The sequence below is a fragment of the Telluria sp. ZT3P39 genome (assembly GCF_059685935.1).
Genome location: NZ_JCASIH010000003.1, coordinates 310871 through 327280 on the forward strand (window position 1 = coordinate 310871; position 16410 = coordinate 327280).

Sequence of the window (16410 nt, forward strand, 5' to 3'; positions counted from 1 at the left end):
CGTATTTTCGCCAAGATCTACTAAGGTTGGGTTCGGCAATCGTCAACGAGGTAACAGGCACCATGCACATCCGTCTATTTCGCCACACTAAAAAACCTTAATTTAATATTGGCACTGCGAATATGATGACTGGACAGGACAACCTTTACGGGCAAGAAGCTACAAGGCTAATTACCGTAGTTCAACCTCTCGTCGCCGAAATTTTCCGCACCTCATCCCGATATACTTTCATGAATGAGGCCGCGTTTGCGGAGCTGTGTAACCGTGATTTTAGAGCAGCGATGCAAGTGTATTGGGAAGAAATGCTCGCCCGAGCACACATTGCTGGAACCACATCCGTAGTGCGCTCATATCGCTGGCTTCAAGGTATGAATTCCGCACACGCGGCAGGTCTATTTCTCCCGTTCTGCGCTTCCCTCCGTGCTCTACTGGAATCAGCCGCAGATACGTATCACGCGCTCAATGGGGTTGCACTTACATTGGCTGAGAATCACAAAGTCATCGAGCAGGCACTGGCAGGAGACTGCGATATGGTCTGTATTTCAGCCGAGCTTGAGAATATGCTGATTCACTTCGCTTACGCTCATAAGCCAACAAAAGGTATTGAAGTCCCGCCGACGCATGTAGCGAAGACCATGGCGGATTACCTTAAGCCACTGAAAAATGCTCCGTCTGGAGATATAAAAGAGCTTTACGCAGAATTATGTCAGTATACCCATCCTGCTGCACATAGTGTCCAGTATATGCTCGGTGCGGAGGATAACGACACATTATTGTTCCTTGGTGACATAGACAAGCGGCGCATCGAACGGTATGTGGTCGAACGTCAAAGCTATTTTCCATATCTATTCATGCTTGCTTTTAACACCCCTGTGCTCGTACTCAAAGTGCTCCGCCATTTCGACATCTCAAGGTACCATGTAAAGTTTTTGGAATCAGTAGATCTTGCAGGGATTCCTGCATGGCAAAAAATCGAAAAACACTTATCTGAGGTCGAGCAAGAGCAACTAGCAAAGACTCCTACTTGTCGTTGAAACTGCTACCTCTGCACTAACCGTATCAACGGTCTGCGATTGACAGGGCGGGTGGCTACGTAATCCAATTCAGTGATTTGATTCGTCAGAAGTTTCGTTAAGCTAACTCAACTACGCTGCTCCCAATGAAAATCGTCGAGCGAACTGTGTTAACCGTCTTTGGGGCAGCTATTTTGCTTGCTTGCCATCAGCTAATTGCGCTTCTTTTTACGGCCCATGGCTGGAAAGGCCTGGACTCCTCAGCATGGGCATCGTGGGTCCAAGCAGTCGGATCTATTGCCGCAATTTATGGCGCGTTCGCGCTAGCAAGCCGACAACATAAAAAAGATCTTCGGCTGCAGGAAAAGCAGGCTTGGCGACATGAGCAAAATCGTTTTAAAATCGTTAAGGCGATCCTAAATCGCATTGGCACGCGATTTGTGGGTTTGATCAAAGCACGGGAACGGTCCGAATTTTATATCGGCAACAAAGACCATATAGAAAAGCTCCGTAACGCAGCCAGTCTTCTAGAAGGATTACCACCATTTGAGATGCCAGACCCAGAGCTTTTGGTACTTTGTCTTTCAATTCAGTCCCGCGCCCGTGAACTTTGCGACGATCTAGATTTAGAGTTGAATTCACTGCTTGATTTAAGCTCTGGCGGCATACGTCCTCCCGAGCTTGAGCGTGACATTAGATATTTTGGCGACCATCTCAATAGAGCAAAATCAAAGTGTGATCTTGCGATCACAGCCCGCAAAGTACTTCTCGACTCTGATTAAGCTCGGCTGCCATGCCGCGTTGAACTGCGCTTCCAGCAGGCATTGACCATGACCGCATGTCGATCCTATTTGGTTGAAGAGATTGGACTAATTCGGGAGATCTTTAGGCTTTAAGAATTACATCAGCTTAGCGTTTTTTCGTCAGCGTTTCGCGGGTTTATGTGCAGGTCTTTAGCGCATTTTAATTGCGATGTAGAGACCTAGACCCTTCTGCCGTGCATGCGGCAGCGCTACTTTTTTTGAACTAGTGCAGACAGACGTAGTGTGCCTGACCGCATTCTGGCGCAAGTGCGGAAACCTGATACGGTTGCATGGCGGCAATTTAGTTTTCATTCTTGTTGCCTCCCAGAGCAGCAGACCGTGTGACATTTATCTTTTCCGCTTTCGTTCACTATCTCAGCCCAAACACGTTCCGCATGGAATCATGGGCATACCGTTCATATCTTGGTAGCGTCCGTTGGGATGGCCAGATGTAAAGGTGAGTGGGGAAATCAGCGACCGGAATGAGGTAGATTTGTTCGATCCGTTCGTTGGTCTGATCCGCACGCATCCAAAGTACGAAGTCGACAGTCGGCTGGTGAGCTAACGTAACCTTCCAGCACGGGTGACTGCGCTCGAATCGACACCTGGTGCACATCAATCGCACCGTGACGCCGTTTAGGTCATAGGTGCGCGGGCTAAGCTTCTTGACCTCTGCCTTCGCGGCTGCAGCGCAACGTTCCAGCTCTATTGTCATGTCGCGCGTAATGCAGCGCATCCGATACCTGGTGATTGTGCTTCGTGTGAGGGATGGCCAGGTGACGCCAGCGAGGCCCATCGCTGAGGTGATGCCGTTAAAACGGCAGGCATAGGACTTCACGGCTGGGCCACCGCTAGAGTTGATCAGGTCGGGCGTGACTTTGCCGTGCTGGACGAAGATCTCACGCAACACGTCCAACATTTCGTCGTCAGTCCAGTGCTTGTGCCGACGTCGTCGCTCGGCCCGCGCCCTCTCCAATTTTTCGCGCGAGACGATCGCATCGAAAGCATCTTCCACTTTGACCCAAGTGTCCGGGCTATTTGGGCGTCGTGAACTTTTGAGCCGCTGGGTGCTTCGGTTGAACACGAGCGTGCCTGCGTACTTGTCGTTCGTGAGCACTTGCTTGACGTGATAGGGTGACCAGGCCCTGCCGAACTCGTTCTGGATGCCTTCCTCATTCAGGCGCCTGGCGATACCAGTATCGGTCATCCGTTTTTCCAAGAACATGTCGTAGATGCGCCGCACTACTGAAACTTCTTCATTCGGGCCTCGCGTATAGGTAACCCGATCAGTGGGCATGTTTTTGCGCTCACCACGCTTAAGTACATTCTTTGCTTGCCCTTGGGCAGAGATGGCAACTCGCCGCAATCCATAGCCTGCTTGACCGCCTTGCTTGAAACCAGCTTCGGTGAATCGACACTGCGCCTGAAAGACCTTAACCGACAGCTCCCGGCTGTACTCTGCAGCCATGGCGCGCTTCAAACCCTTGAGAACCGCTGCGAGGGGAGATCCGTCGTTGGTGAATGGCTCAGCACAGTAGGCGACAGCGATGCCCGCGCGCCTACAAGCATACTCGTAGTACGCGCTTTCATCGACATCTTGAAATCGGCCCCAGCGGCTCACGTCGTAGACAAGGACTATGTTAAAGCCAGCTTGGCCGGATTGAATGTCCGTTAGTAGACGCAGCAATCCGGTGCGCCCGTCCAGGGTCAAACCACTTCGGCCTTTGTCACGGTATATGCCTACGATCTCGAAGCTATGTGATGCAGCGTACTCTTGCAGGGCGGTCTCTTGGTGGTCAGTCGAATAATTCTGATGTTCGGTCGACGCCCGGACGTAGAGAACAGCGCGATTTGTGTGGGGCGTTAGCATTGGCTCCCTCACAGCTGCAGAGGAATCGTGTCAATCAGACGTTGCGCTTGGGGTATGCCGACGAAGATTTCGACTGCTCAAAGGCCATCTCGTCCGTTCAGCCAGTGGATAACAAGCTGATTGGATGAACTGAACAGTATCATTTGTCGCAATCATTTACAGAATCACTAAGTCTCGACTGCGGATAGCTATCGAATTTGGGGTAGTTATTGGCGATCGCACCGCATTCAGAGGCGCCAGTCTGCTTTGACACACATTGCGATACTAGTTGACCCGGTCCTGTCGTCACTACACAACAAGTTTGCCCTTTCTTAACACACGGGTTGTCTTCTGGTGATTTTAAAAAATCACAGCCTGTCAGTGACGCGAACATTAAGGTTAGGCTCAAAATATAAAGGCTGGGGCGCATGGCTCGACTCCATTTTTAGTGATTCTAGTAAACCATGAGCGGGCGAAGAAATCTGTACAACTATGAGAAATGATTGATGTACATCAAACAGGCTAATGTAACTGGCGGTAATGTCGTTTTTCTGACGTGGGGCCTTTATGCACAGCAGACTCTACATTGCTGTATTTGCTCTCGTGTTATCGGTGCCATTGTTCACGCCTGGCAACGTATGGCCTTTTATTGGAAACATTGGGAATTTGCCCTGCATGATTGCCTGCGGTGGTAGTCGTGGAATTATTAACACACAATTTGCAGGGGATGCTGTCAAGTCGGTTGTATTCGAGCCAACTGTCAATGCTATGGGTGAGAAGCTAGACAGTCTAGGTGCAAAATATTCAGATGTCCTCGACAAGATGCTTGACGAGAAAATAAAGAACGTTGACGAAAAAACACGCGAGAGAATTAATGATGTGGACAAAGTCCTCAAAGGAACTGTGAACGATGTAGATAACCGCGTCGGCGCGCGTTTGCAAGAAGTGAGCGAAATGATTGATGCTCAACGTAGTGCAACTGAAGTTACTGCAAGAAGTTTGTTAGGGACAGCGAACGAGATGGCAGATCAAAGGATCGTGCAAGCTGAATTCGCTGTGCATAAGGCTTTATCCTTGGCCGACGGTATGGCCGAAGCCCGAATTCGTCAAGCTGAACTTGTTGCAGTTAACTTAATGAAGGATGCAGACGCTCGCATCGTGCAGGCACAGCACGCAGTTGATCAGGCATTAGATAAGGCAAATACGATAGCCGACCAAAAGCTGGCTAGCGCTGACCTTCTGGTCGGGCGAAGGCTCAATGAATTGGACTCTATTTTAGCTTCGTCGGCAAATGAGGCAACTGCGGGATTAAATACAGTTTTGGCAGAGCAGAGCAATAGTCTTGAGCGCAAAGCGGTGGATGTATATGCTCTATTCAGCGTGGAAGCTAATACAGCGGCAAGCCGTACTCAAACGATGCTGGTTTTCTCAGGAGGTTTTATACTTTTTGCTATTTCGGTTCCGCTATTCAGGCGTGCGTTTCTGCGGACTCGCGGTACGGGTCCTCGCTTACTGCTGGCTGGAGCTGGGCTAACCCTGACTGCAGTAATAATTGGCGGCTCTATTGTACTTGATCGGTATCTGGCGGATGACCCAGCCCGGCGCATGATCGAACGCCGCGAACAGTTTGTCCGCGATGCCGACTGGTCCAATGCCATCGCTTCTTCACGTGTTTTAGTAACCACCTTCCCTGGTGCAACAAGTTATCGATTGCATGATGAGCGTGTGCAATATTTACGTCGGTATTATTTGCGCACGACGTTCAGTGTCAGTGAGCGTGATCTCCACGGAGAACTTAGACAAACTATCGGGTTAATTAATCGTCTAAAACAAAAGGAAGGCAATTTTGATAGTCACCTACTTTTATTGGTTGGTGAAATGACAGCTCGCTTGGCTAGTAATCGTGGTGGGCAACTTGCAGGGGCTTCGCTGGCTTATCACGTGTTGCGTAATAATCCTGAAATTGGCGGAACTTATCGTACAAGTGCGCGCTATTTAATAGAAAGCTATTTACTTGATCCTGTCGCTGACGCTGAGGCAGCTGAGTTGCTTGGCGGCCGCTCTCTTAACGAGGTGCTTGGACTGAAAGAACCGCTCGCCGCTGCGCGTATTAGTGAGCTGGTAACATTGGCGGACCAAATGCCCGACGATGCAGCTTATACCGCGGACCAGCAACTGCGTCTGGCTGTACGCGAGTTAACTGTACGGACATCAGAAGTGTTAGGGACAATTCTTGTGTCGCAGGCTAGTGGTAGCGCAGCAACACCGAGTGTTCTTGTCAATGCAGCCGAGTTACTAGAGGCTTGGAAAGCTCTACCAAAAGGCACTGAGTTTTCAAGTGCTTCACCTTGGGCGCGACGACAATTACTCGATGTGCCATTTGGTGCAATTGAAGTGTTAGCGCGTCATGTTCAGTATGCAGACCCTGCGCAGGCAGGAGCAGTACGTAGAGCTGAACTAAAGTGCCAAGGAGCTGGAGGGCGGCGCGCCGAAGCAGTCTGGGCAGCCAACCGTGCGCAAAAGGAAGACACTGGTGGCACAGGTTTACAGCTTATGGCTGACATCCTTGAAACACTGGTAACGGATAAAGAAGTATCGGCGCGGCAGCGTGCGCCGCTTGCGCTGACGGCGTCAACGGCAGCCAATACTTTTTTGCACGACTGGTCAATCTTGCAGACTGGCGTAGCTTTTGCATTACCTGAGCTGCCCGTTGTGGAGGAGACAAAACGGCTCGATATCACATGTGATTTGTCGACCCCTGTCGATGGTGACGAAAGGGCGATGAGTTCCGCTATGGTGGTCCTTAACATAGGTTCAGAACGGTTAATCTCAACCGCAGCGGCTGTCGCTAAGCCTGAATTTAATTCTGTAACCGAGGAGTTGCAGATAGATGGTGAAGCGGTAGAGCCCAATACAAATGAAGAGACGCAAACTGCTGATGAGAGCGTCGATTCGCCTCCTGATCAGGCTGAGTCTGAGACTGACAACACTCTAGTGGAAGACGAAGTTGAGGAAACTCCAATTACACATGAGAATCCGATGCTACAGGCAGCACTGTTGATCGATTTTCCACTTGATGAAGTGCTTTCGATTCGACAACGGCTTGAAGCTAAACTGATAGGATCCGGTCTGATTGTTTGTTCCCCAGATCGAATCGCAGCAGCATTGTGCGGCAAAAGCAAAGCGTTACGAGGTACTCACCATAAGCGTTTAGTCGAAATTCTTGTTGACCGATTCCCCACGACACTTTTGGTTGACCCTGCTACAAGCAAGCGTACTGCTATTGGCGTTATGTCTTCACGGGTTCTTTAGACGCTTTCTTTTACCAAAATTGCGCTTGCTCGAGTGCCACCAAATATTTCCTCTAACGAGCTGTACATCAATGCTGTGTAGCGACAAAAGCATGATGTCCTTAGATAGATCGGACCCGTGGCTAGGTCTGCGGCGGACACCAGAAGGTAGTCGATGATGTGAGACGCTTCAGGGTTCATCCGGCCTACGATGATAAAGTCTACCCCTAGTCGTCCAGTGATCTTCCAGTTCTGCTGTCCGCGCTTGGGATTCCGGCAAACGGCGACATCTACTCGAACGTGAAACGTGTCGTTCAATATGAACGTGTAAGGGTCCACTGTCTGCCTGACGGTCGCGCCAGCGTTTGCCAAGGTGATGACCTCATAGAGAAGTTCGGCCCTGACTGCCGATAGTCGCCGTTTCGTGTCGACAAATGCATACGTCAAGGAACGAGGTAGTCCGACTGCATCATAAGCGCGAACCAGCGACCCGAAGCCGCGCACAAACAGCTGTGGATCCGGCATTTCCCTGTCTTCCGCAATGATCTTCGCGTTGACCTTGCCGTGCCTTCGATGGCAGGCCTGGAGGAGGGCAGTAAGCTCAGGAAGTGAGTATCGACGCATCCTGCGTGCCCGCTCTTCCTGAACCTTCTCGAACACGTCGGCCGCGATGATCGGCGCAAGCGCAGTCGGGTTCACGACCCATTCGTCTCGGGCGTTGGATCTGCGCGGGTTGGAAAGCTTGCACGAGCGCCTGTTATAGGCCAGGGCGCCACAGTACTTCACGTTGGTCAACAACGTGTTGATCATCGCCTGGGTCCACGGACGGCCAAACTCACTCGGGACCTGTTCGCTGTTGAGCAACCTCACGATCCCGGCTTCGCTCAGCCGGTCATTCAGATAGAGGGAATAGACCTTTTGGACGATCGCTATTTCTTCGTGTGGCCCCCAGACCAAGATGACTCGGTCTGTGGCTGCGATCTTTGATTCTCCATGAATCGCCACGACTATCGTAGACACTCCTGAGCCATAATGTCGGGCACAAGGAGAAGATATGAGTGGCAAGCGGTACACAGAAGAATTCAAGATTGCAGCGGTCAAGCAGGTGGCGCAGGGCGGTCACCCAGCGAGCGAAGTAGCGGCGCGGCTCGGGGTCAGCATCCATAGCCTGTACGCTTGGACGAAGCGCTACGGCGTGCCCGAGGCGGAGCGTAAGGCTGTCGATGCCCAGTCTGATGAGATGCGGCGCCTGAAGGCCGAGCTCAAGCGCGTCACGGAGGAGCGTGACATATTGAAAAAGGCCGCGGTGTACTTTGCCAAGACGTCCGGGTAAGGTACACCTTAATTGCTGAGTTACAGGACCAATTCCCGGTGCGCCGGCTGTGCAAAGCGCTTGAGGTGCATCCGAGCGGCTTCTATGCCTGGCGACTGAATCCGGAAAGCCGTCGCGCCAGGGAAGACAAGCGCCTACTCGTACCGATCAAGGAGTCCTGGCTGGAAAGCGGTAGCGTCTACGGTTATCGGAAGGTCAGCGACGATCTGCGCGAACTCGGTGAGCAATGCGGCATCAATCGCGTCCACCGTCTTATGAGGTCGGCCGGGATTCGTTCGCAAACTGGTTACGCCAGGCGCAAATGCAAGCGCGGCGGCGCGCCTTCGCTAGTAGCGCCCAACCATCTTCAACGCCAATTTGACGTGCAAGAACCCAATCGCGTTTGGGTAACAGATATAACGTACATCCGTACTTATGAAGGCTGGCTATATTTGGCCGTGGTGCTTGATCTGTTCTCGCGCCAGGTAATTGGCTGGTCGATGAGTTCACGCATCGATCGTGAGCTGGCAATGAATGCGCTTTTGATGGCGGTTTGGCGGCGGCAGCCCAAGAATACGGTGATGGTGCATTCTGATCAGGGAAGTCAGTTCAGCAGCTATGACTGGCGCGACTTCCTCGACCAGCACAATCTGCAGCAAAGCATGAGCCGACGAGGAAACTGCCACGATAACGCTGTGGCCGAGAGCTTCTTCCAGCTCTTAAAAAGGGAACGAATCCGACGCAAGACTTACGGCACCCGGGACGAAGCAAAGCAGGATGTCTTCGATTACATCGAGATGTTTTACAATCCAAAGCGGCGGCACAGCTTCAGCAATGACTTGTCGCCGGTCGAATATGAAAAGCAGTATTTCCAGCGGCTCGCGGGTGTCTAGGAAACCCGTGGCGATTCAAGGGCCGTATTGCTTGGCTTATCCGGCTTCATGCCGCCAGGTCTGCCGGTGCGCCGGTCAGCAGCGCGCAATAATGACGATACCAGTTGCTCTGGAAGCGCTGCTGTGGGTCGAAGCGGCGTCTCGCTTCGAGAAACTGCGCGAAGTGTGGATAGCAGGCGCGCACCTGCTCTGCGCTCGCAGCTCTCGAGTAAGTCAGGTAAAAGCTGCCATCGCGCGCGATCGCCATATCGATCAGCCGGCGAAAGGCGCGGTGTGTTGCATCGATGCCGTCGGGCGTGTGCGGTGTATGCAGGTTGAAGATGATGCAGGCATAGTCCTGGCGCGCCCACGGCAGGAAGCTTTCCGTATCGCGTTCAATCAGGCGAATTGTCCCGTAAATGAGGTCCACGCCGTGCTGCCTGAAGTCAGCCGCAGCCTCGCGCATGAAGGCCACCAGGCGCTCGCGTGGGACATAGATTTCGCTGATGACCTCGGAACCGCAATGATTCAGCGTGCGGTCGATGTCGAGATGATAGCCGTCCAGGTAGGTGCTCTGCTGCAGCCGGTCGCTCCAGTGGTACTGGCCGTCGGTAGCGAGAAGTGGCGCGCATAGCACTCAAAAGCCTTGGTTTTGTCGATATGCGCGAGATGCGGCAGCTGGCGCCAGTCTTGTTCAGACAGCTCTTTGGCCACGCCGGCGGGGGCCTCGGCATCGTGGACTAGCACATAGCACGAGAACACGCCGAGATTCATGAAATCGCTGGTCTGGGGATCGATGGCGAACTGGAAGTCGCCGAATGTATAGCCAGCGGCAATGCGCCGCTCGAACGCGGGCATGAGTTCGTCTAGGTGAAGCAGCGTCACATCGCGCCGCAATACCTGACGTGGCGCCAGGCGCAGCGTTACGCTGGCGATAATGCCGAACAGGCCGTAGCCGCCGATCGCAAGCGCAAACAGTTCCCTGTTGCTGGTCCGGCTGCAATGCTGCACCTCACCATTTGCATCTACCAGAGTAAAGGCTTCCACATCGCCGATGAGGGGGCGCATGCGCAGGCCACGCCCGTGAATATTCGCCGCGAGGCAGCCACCGAGCGACAGCCGCTCCGCGCCGGTCTGCTTCTGGCGGATACTCCAGCGTCTGCCATGTGGGGCTGGCCCGCTTTCGAGATAGTCGATCAAGTCTGGCCATTCGATGCCGGCCTCGACTTCGATCAGGCTGGCGCCGACGTTGTACGCCAGTACGCGGCGCATGTGCTGCATGTCGAGCAGCACTGCATCGACAGCGAACTGCTGGCCGTCCGTGGCATGCCGTCCACCGCAGATGGTCAGTGACGCGCCGCGCCTCGCCGCGTCCGCACGTGGTCACATCGATACCCTCGGCATGTGGCAACGGGCGGCGTAGCCTTAGGAGCGTCCCCTTGCGGGGACGATGCACTGTTGGGCGCGAAAATTGTCGACAGGACCGGACAGGCGCGAATCGACACGATCGGCACGCCATTGGGTAAGTACAGGCAGGCGTTTTTGAATAAATCATTGCAACGAGTCGGCCTTCCGCAACACAGACTGCCGAAGTAGGTCAGCTATCTGGCTCCGGGAAGCTCATTTTCAGCTTCATGTCCATGCAGTTAGCCCGAGCTAAATAAAGAGGCCAGCGTCGGGCGGCGATACTGCTCGTACTTTTCCAGCGTGCGAGTCGACGGCCAGATATATTTATGCCCTGGGAAATCTGCGACGGGAATGAGATAGACCTGTTCGGGAAGCTCATTGGCCTTGTCCATACGCACCCAGATGACGAAGTCGACAGCGGGGTCATGTGCCACGGTCACTTTCCAGCAGGGGTGACTGCGCTCGTAGCGACAGCGAGTGCACAGTAGCCTGACCATGACGCCGTTCACGCGCCAAGTGCGCGGGCTGATCTGTTCGACTAGAGCCCCTACAGCGGCCATGCACCGCTCCAGTTCGACCGTCATGTCACGGGTTACACAGCGCAGGCGGAAACGCGTGATGGTGTCGCGTGAAAGCGATGGCCAACTTACGCCGGCTAGGCCCATTGCAGAGACCAACCCGTTAAAGCGAAACGTGAACGATTTTACCGACGGTCCTTCGCCAGCGTTGATCAAGTCGGGGGTCACTTTGCCATGCTCGACCATAATGTTTCGCAGTACATCGAGCATTTCGTCGTCAGTCCATTGTTTGTGCCGCTGTGCTCGCTCCTCGACTGCTTGGTCGAACCGATCGCGGGCAACTACAGCCTCGAATGCGTTCTCCCTGCGGATCCATTTGTCCTGGTCATTCCATCGTCGAATTGTGCGCATGCGTTGGGTGCCGCGGTTGAACGTCATGGTGCCAACGTACTTGTCGTTAGTAAGCACCTGCTTGACGATGTGCGCCGTCCAAGGGCGGCCTGTATCAGTCGGCACACCGTCTGCGTTAAGCTTTTCAGCAATCCGGACATCCGCCATGCGCTCATCAACATACATCGCATAGATGCGATGCACTACCGCGATTTCGTTTTCAGGCCCAAGAGCATACGTAACCCGGTCGCTCGGCATGCTCTTGCGCTCACCCGGCCGGATAATTCCCTTCCGCTCACCACTTGCCGAGAGAACCATCCGGCGCAGTCCATAGCCAGCAGCGCCACCCTGCTTGTAACCCGCTTCAGACAGGCGAACTTGCGCTCGAAATACCTTGGCTGACAACTCGCGGCTGTATTCGGCGGCCATCGCCCGCTTCAGACCTTTGATCAGCGCAGCGATTGGCGAGCCGTCGTTGGCAAAAGGTTCGGCGCAGTAGGACACAGCGATGCCAGCACGTCGGCAGGCATACTCGTAATAGGCTGCCTCATCAACGTCCTGAAATCGTCCCCAACGGCTTACGTCATATACCAATACCGCTGTAAAGTCGGCCTGGCCCGACCGAATGTGCTCGAACAGGGTAAGCAGACCAACGCGGCCATCAAGCGTGAGGCCGCTGCGCGCCTCGTCGCGGTAGACCGTGACAATGTCATAGTTGTGCTCGGCTGCATAATCGCGCAGCGCTGCCTCTTGATGGCTTGTCGAATAGTTCTGGTGTTCGGTCGATGCCCGGACATACAGCGCGGCACGAGTTCTGCAGGGCTTCAGCACGTCTGCACCAGACGGCCAGCGACGGCGCTGCGTGCCTCGAACTCAGCGTCATGCAGTTCGCCACCGAACATCGCACCGACGCAGGTGTACCTCAATGCCGAGTAGCGGTCGAGATTCGTAGCCTTCAAATAGATCGGCCCGGCAGCGAGGTCCGCCGAGGACATCAAAAAGTAGTCAGTGATTTCGATAGCTGCAGAATCCATCCGACCTGTGATGATAAAGTCGATTCCAGGCTTTGCAGTAATCTTCCAGCTCTGCAGTCCACGGCTTGGATTGCGGGAGACCGCCACCTCGATTCGCACCTGTAGGTGACCGTTCAGCAAAAGCGTGAAAGGGTTAGCTGTCCGTTCAACTATTCCGCCGGCAGCCTTTGCGAATGCTTCTATTTGAACCAGAAGGTCCTGTCGTCTAGTTGACAATCGCTTCTTTGTCTCGACAAACGCATGTTTTGGTGAGCGAGGCAGCCCCGCGGCCTCGTAGGCGCGGATCAGCGAGCCGAACGATCTGACAATCAGCTGTGGGTCAGGCATGGTTGGATCTTCCGCGATGATTTTCGCATTAACCTTGCCATGTCTTTGATGACACGACTGAAGCAGGGTGATTAGTTCGGAAGACTTGTATCGGCGGAGTCTCCGCGCTCGTTCAACCTGTGCTCGCTCGAATACGGCTGAGGCAATGATCGGCTCGACCGCGGTGGGATTCACGACCCACTTGTCGGGCGAGTTACGTGTTCGCGGCCTCGACAGCTTGCAGGAGCGTCTGTTGTACGCTAAGACCCCGCAGTACTTCGAGTTGGTCAGCAGGGAGTTGACCATTGCCTGTGTCCAGGGCCGGCGAAACTCGCTCGGCAAGGCTTCGCTGTTGAGGAGTCGTGCAATACCGGCCTCACTCATTCGGTTGTCCAGGTAGAGGGAGTAGACGCGTCGCACCGTCGCTATCTCTTCATCTGGCCCCCAGATCAAGACGACCCGGTCTGTCGCTGAGACCTTTGATTCACCGTACTCAAGTACCGCCCTTGGTGTTCCGCAGGACTTGAGGGCGAGACGCCTAAGCCCGTAGCCGGCATGCCCACCTTGTTTGAATCCCATCTCAACGAAGCGTGACTGGGCAATGAAGACCTTTTCGGACAGGTCTTTGCTGTACTCAGCGGCCATCACCCGTTTCATGCTCTTGAGGAGTGAAGAGTATGGTCCGCCGTCGTTAGTGAATCGCTCACCGCAGTAAACCACATCGATTCCAGCCCGCCGGCAGGTGTGCTCGTGGTACGCGGCCTCATCGATGTCTTGAAATCGTCCCCAGCGGCTGATGTCGTACACGATGATGTGGCTGAAGTCCGGTTGGGCGGACTGCACTGCTTTCATGAGAGCTTGAAGACCGGCACGCCGCTTGATATCAAGGCCGCTCTTCCCGTCGTCGACATACTCCCGAATGATCGACATGCCCCGTGCTTCTGCATACTCGCGGATCTTGGCGCGCTGGTGGTCCGTCGAGTAATCCTGACTCTCAGTCGACATGCGGACGTACATCACGGCACAGTTAGCGCAGCTTTGGTCCACGGTAGTCTCCAGCGTTGAGGAAGCTCAATACTCGACAGTTCAAATCGAAGACTATATGAGGAAGAGCCATGACGCCGCACAGGTGAATTATGAATTCGATGATCCTTGCAACTGCACTTGAGCTGGCACGGCTCCATGGCGTGCGTTTTGCGGCGTTCTACTTGTGTGAAGCAGGAATTGCCCTCGAAGTTGCTGTGGAGGTACTTGGACGTCGTCCCAAGAGTGACAAATCGGAAGCATGACAGGACGGTACCCTTCACGCCGGCATTAAAGTAAGTGCCGCGCTTATCGATGCGCCACGCGGCCACAGGTACGAGACATTCCCGTACTGCCGACATTCAAGGCTGCGCTGCGCGCCAACTTGAACGATTTTCGGGACCGCGATCCCACGGCCACTCCACTGGCGTCGGAATAAGTGCCGATCATTTTAGGCACTTACGTTTGGCAATATTGCGGATGGCCGTGTGCTCGGCGAGCGGTTTCTTAAACTGCCCGGCCAACTCCCGCTTTTCGACGCGAAGATGTTCAGCTGGCCCACCTATTCGAGCGCCAGCGCGACAATAGGATCATCACGAATGCAATCGTTATGGAAGGCGTCCACGCGCCCGGCTACGACCTTTCCTGGAAGGCCTTGCGCCAGGGCGCCAGCAACATGGTCGCCCTGATGAATCGGTTACTCCACGCAGTCGATCCGGGTGTGTACCACTATGAAGTTACCCACCCGACGGGTCTAGCCGAGCAGCTCATCAAGGCTTGCACCATGGCTGAGCGAGCCTAGGCCGTCGCCTCTGCTCCGTGCTTAACGCGGAAGTTCTTCATTTGGCGACACTTCGAGAACGTCGAGGTGTGGACAACGGCATGATCGTCGAAGTCGCGCGACTAGTTGAGGAGTAACCCATGCACCCTGACCAAACGAAAATCGTTGAACGCGCACCGTCCGGTGAGCCATGGGTCGTGCACCAGGTCACGAGGCCGCCGGCGGGTACAGCATGGCCGCGCAGGCTGGGTGTGCTGCTGATCTGCGTTGCTGCCTTGTGGACTGACGTAGGCGCGGCGCACGGGACCGTCTTGTTCCAGTACATCGCGGGCCTGCTTGGCCTAAGCGGCTCGCACGTCATTGCGGGCGATCGCAATGGGCTGATCCAGCCAGGTAACGCGCGATGAGCACCTCCCCATCAGTAAACCAGTCCAGGCCCTCTCGAAATCCCGGTGGCTGGTGGGCGGACTTCTCCTTTGCCTACGAGCATGTTGAAGATTGTGCTTGTAATTCCTCCAAAAATGCCTCTGATCAGCTTCAACTAAGCACCTTCGGCCGTTCTCCGACCTTTGTTTGTTCGGATGTGTGGCCCCGTCCTATTACTCCTGATATAGGGTCTTTTTCGCCAGCCCTGCTACGATGTGAATGCTGTTGATCAGCTCGTTACATTGTGGCTTTTCATGTGTTCCCATCAAATTCAGGGAGGAGCAATATGACCGCATGTATTTCAGACGAACTATTTCATTTCGTTGGACGAGCAAACCCTGAGGACCATGAGGCCAACTTTAACACCCTCTGTCATGTCTTGGGCGGGGGCGCCATTTGCCATAGACCACCTGATGACACTTGGGGCAAAACGTCATATAAACGTGATTTGTCCGGGAGATTGCGCGCCGAAACTTTGATCGTGCCCACCGTAACCTGCTATTGCGACATTCCGCGCGCGGCTCTTCGCATCCATACCCGAAAATACGGTGAGTTCGGCTTGTCGTTGTCCCGCCACCACCTTATCGAATTCGGTGCCCGTCCGGTCACCTATATTCCAATGCGTGACGATGACTGGCGTGGTGGCGTGCATAACGGTGAGAACTTCCTTGATACTCTTGAGGCTACCTACCGTGGACTCCTTGACCAGCTTGTTCCCACGGTGGAGCAGCATACCGGCAGATCAATTCCAACTCGAGTACCCGAGTCCCCCGAGGACGCAATTCATCATCTGCAACGAACGCTTGAACTGGCTGTGTTGGCTTTTATTAAACCCTACGACTCCACACTCGATGAAGACCATGAAGACTATTACTATGCGGAGCGCGAGTGGAGGAAATACGGGAACATGAAGTTCGAGCCGACAGATGTGGTTGGGGTTGTCGTGCATCATGAGTTTCTCGAACGGGCCAAAGAAGCGCTGCCGGCCTTTACAGAAAAAATCTGCACAAGGGAAGCCTAGTAACGGTCACGGCCTAAATTTCGCCTCTTGAAGCAGAGCGTTAGCTGCCTTCACAAGGGCGGGCGTTCTAGCATTGCCAAGCGGCTTGTGCCGGCCTTTGCGCTGCCGTCGTTGCTGTCGAGAGGTATCCACATGTGCAAAAGTTTGTTTGAGATGCGCACGGCGCAGAACGTGTTGCTCAACCAAATGCCTCTCAACCGCGTGGCAACACGGTTCCTGGAAGGCTGTACCCCACTGGCACAGGAGCCGGCGGTGCTGACTCTAATTCGCTAGGGGCTGGACAACGGGATCGGAACGGAGCCGTTCAGCGTGGATGACCCGGACGGAGGCCGCCTGATGGCGCAGGTCAACGCGATGGTGACACG

The 16410-nt window shown here is 54.2% G+C and carries 11 protein-coding genes and 1 pseudogene; 6 read left to right on the top strand and 6 right to left on the bottom strand.

Annotated features, from left to right (window positions below; translation table 11 throughout):
* The first annotated feature begins 122 nt into the window (after positions 1 to 122).
* A complete protein-coding gene (locus tag AC56LR_RS05455) occupies positions 123 to 1034 on the top strand; it encodes a hypothetical protein (protein ID WP_497128315.1) in 912 nt (303 codons plus the stop codon).
* A gap of 125 nt (positions 1035 to 1159) precedes the next feature.
* Complete coding sequence (locus AC56LR_RS05460) at positions 1160 to 1795, top strand: hypothetical protein (RefSeq protein ID WP_497128317.1); 636 nt, start codon at positions 1160 to 1162, stop codon at positions 1793 to 1795.
* 391 nt (positions 1796 to 2186) lie between these two features.
* Here AC56LR_RS05460 and AC56LR_RS05465 read toward each other — a convergent pair whose 3' ends face one another.
* Positions 2187 to 3686, bottom strand: coding sequence for a recombinase family protein (locus tag AC56LR_RS05465; protein ID WP_497128319.1), 1500 nt, complete (start codon positions 3684 to 3686; stop codon positions 2187 to 2189).
* 546 nt (positions 3687 to 4232) lie between these two features.
* On the opposite strand from AC56LR_RS05465, the gene AC56LR_RS05470 reads away from it, so the two are divergent.
* Positions 4233 to 6977 carry an ATP synthase subunit B family protein gene (locus AC56LR_RS05470; protein ID WP_497128322.1) on the top strand — a complete coding sequence of 915 codons (2745 nt, stop codon included), beginning with the start codon at positions 4233 to 4235 and terminating at the stop codon, positions 6975 to 6977.
* Here the strand turns inward: AC56LR_RS05470 and AC56LR_RS05475 are convergent.
* Positions 6974 to 7960, bottom strand: coding sequence for a recombinase family protein (locus AC56LR_RS05475; RefSeq protein ID WP_497128324.1), 987 nt, complete (start codon positions 7958 to 7960; stop codon positions 6974 to 6976). The genes AC56LR_RS05470 and AC56LR_RS05475 overlap by 4 nt on opposite strands.
* Before the next feature lie 49 nt (positions 7961 to 8009).
* Between AC56LR_RS05475 and AC56LR_RS05480 the strand changes: the two genes are divergently transcribed.
* A protein-coding gene (locus AC56LR_RS05480) for an IS3 family transposase (protein WP_497128326.1) occupies positions 8010 to 9160 on the top strand; the annotation gives its coding sequence in 2 pieces (ribosomal slippage) (positions 8010 to 8250 and positions 8250 to 9160; 1152 coding nt in all).
* Positions 9161 to 9206: 46 nt separating this feature from the next.
* On the opposite strand, the gene AC56LR_RS05485 is transcribed toward AC56LR_RS05480, so the two are convergent.
* The 4 genes and pseudogenes from AC56LR_RS05485 to AC56LR_RS05500 form a co-directional block, all read right to left on the bottom strand.
* Entirely contained in the window at positions 9207 to 9776 is a 570-nt protein-coding gene (locus AC56LR_RS05485; RefSeq protein ID WP_497128328.1) for a D-arabinono-1,4-lactone oxidase, read from the bottom strand.
* Positions 9668 to 10498 (bottom strand): annotated as a pseudogene (locus tag AC56LR_RS05490) (FAD-binding oxidoreductase); the annotation flags it as partial. The gene AC56LR_RS05485 and the pseudogene AC56LR_RS05490, both read right to left, overlap by 109 nt.
* Positions 10499 to 10785: 287 nt before the next feature.
* Positions 10786 to 12285, bottom strand: a complete 1500-nt coding sequence (locus AC56LR_RS05495) for a recombinase family protein (RefSeq protein WP_497128331.1) — start codon at positions 12283 to 12285, stop codon at positions 10786 to 10788.
* The gene (locus AC56LR_RS05500) at positions 12279 to 13841 is read right to left on the bottom strand and encodes a recombinase family protein (protein WP_497128333.1); all 1563 of its coding nucleotides are present in this window, start codon (positions 13839 to 13841) and stop codon (positions 12279 to 12281) included. The genes AC56LR_RS05495 and AC56LR_RS05500 overlap by 7 nt, the downstream gene beginning before the upstream one ends.
* An 89-nt stretch (positions 13842 to 13930) precedes the next feature.
* Here AC56LR_RS05500 and AC56LR_RS05505 point away from each other — a divergent pair, with 89 nt between their 5' ends.
* Positions 13931 to 14083: a hypothetical protein gene (locus tag AC56LR_RS05505; protein WP_497128336.1), complete on the top strand. Its 153-nt coding sequence runs from the start codon at positions 13931 to 13933 to the stop codon at positions 14081 to 14083.
* Between the two features lie 1227 nt (positions 14084 to 15310).
* On the top strand, positions 15311 to 16045 hold the full coding sequence (locus tag AC56LR_RS05510) for an abortive infection system antitoxin AbiGi family protein (protein WP_497128339.1): 735 nt from the start codon (positions 15311 to 15313) through the stop codon (positions 16043 to 16045).
* The last annotated feature ends 365 nt before the right edge of the window (positions 16046 to 16410 follow it).

Bases quoted from the DNA above. Each gene is read 5' to 3' on its own strand.
- AC56LR_RS05455 (WP_497128315.1), top strand. From the start codon at position 123: ATGATGACTGGACAGGACAACCTTTACGGGCAAGAAGCTACAAGGCTA.
- AC56LR_RS05460 (WP_497128317.1), top strand. From the start codon at position 1,160: ATGAAAATCGTCGAGCGAACTGTGTTAACCGTCTTTGGGGCAGCTATT.
- AC56LR_RS05465 (WP_497128319.1), bottom strand. From the start codon at position 3,686: ATGCTAACGCCCCACACAAATCGCGCTGTTCTCTACGTCCGGGCGTCG.
- AC56LR_RS05470 (WP_497128322.1), top strand. From the start codon at position 4,233: ATGCACAGCAGACTCTACATTGCTGTATTTGCTCTCGTGTTATCGGTG.
- AC56LR_RS05505 (WP_497128336.1), top strand. From the start codon at position 13,931: ATGAATTCGATGATCCTTGCAACTGCACTTGAGCTGGCACGGCTCCAT.
- AC56LR_RS05510 (WP_497128339.1), top strand. From the start codon at position 15,311: ATGACCGCATGTATTTCAGACGAACTATTTCATTTCGTTGGACGAGCA.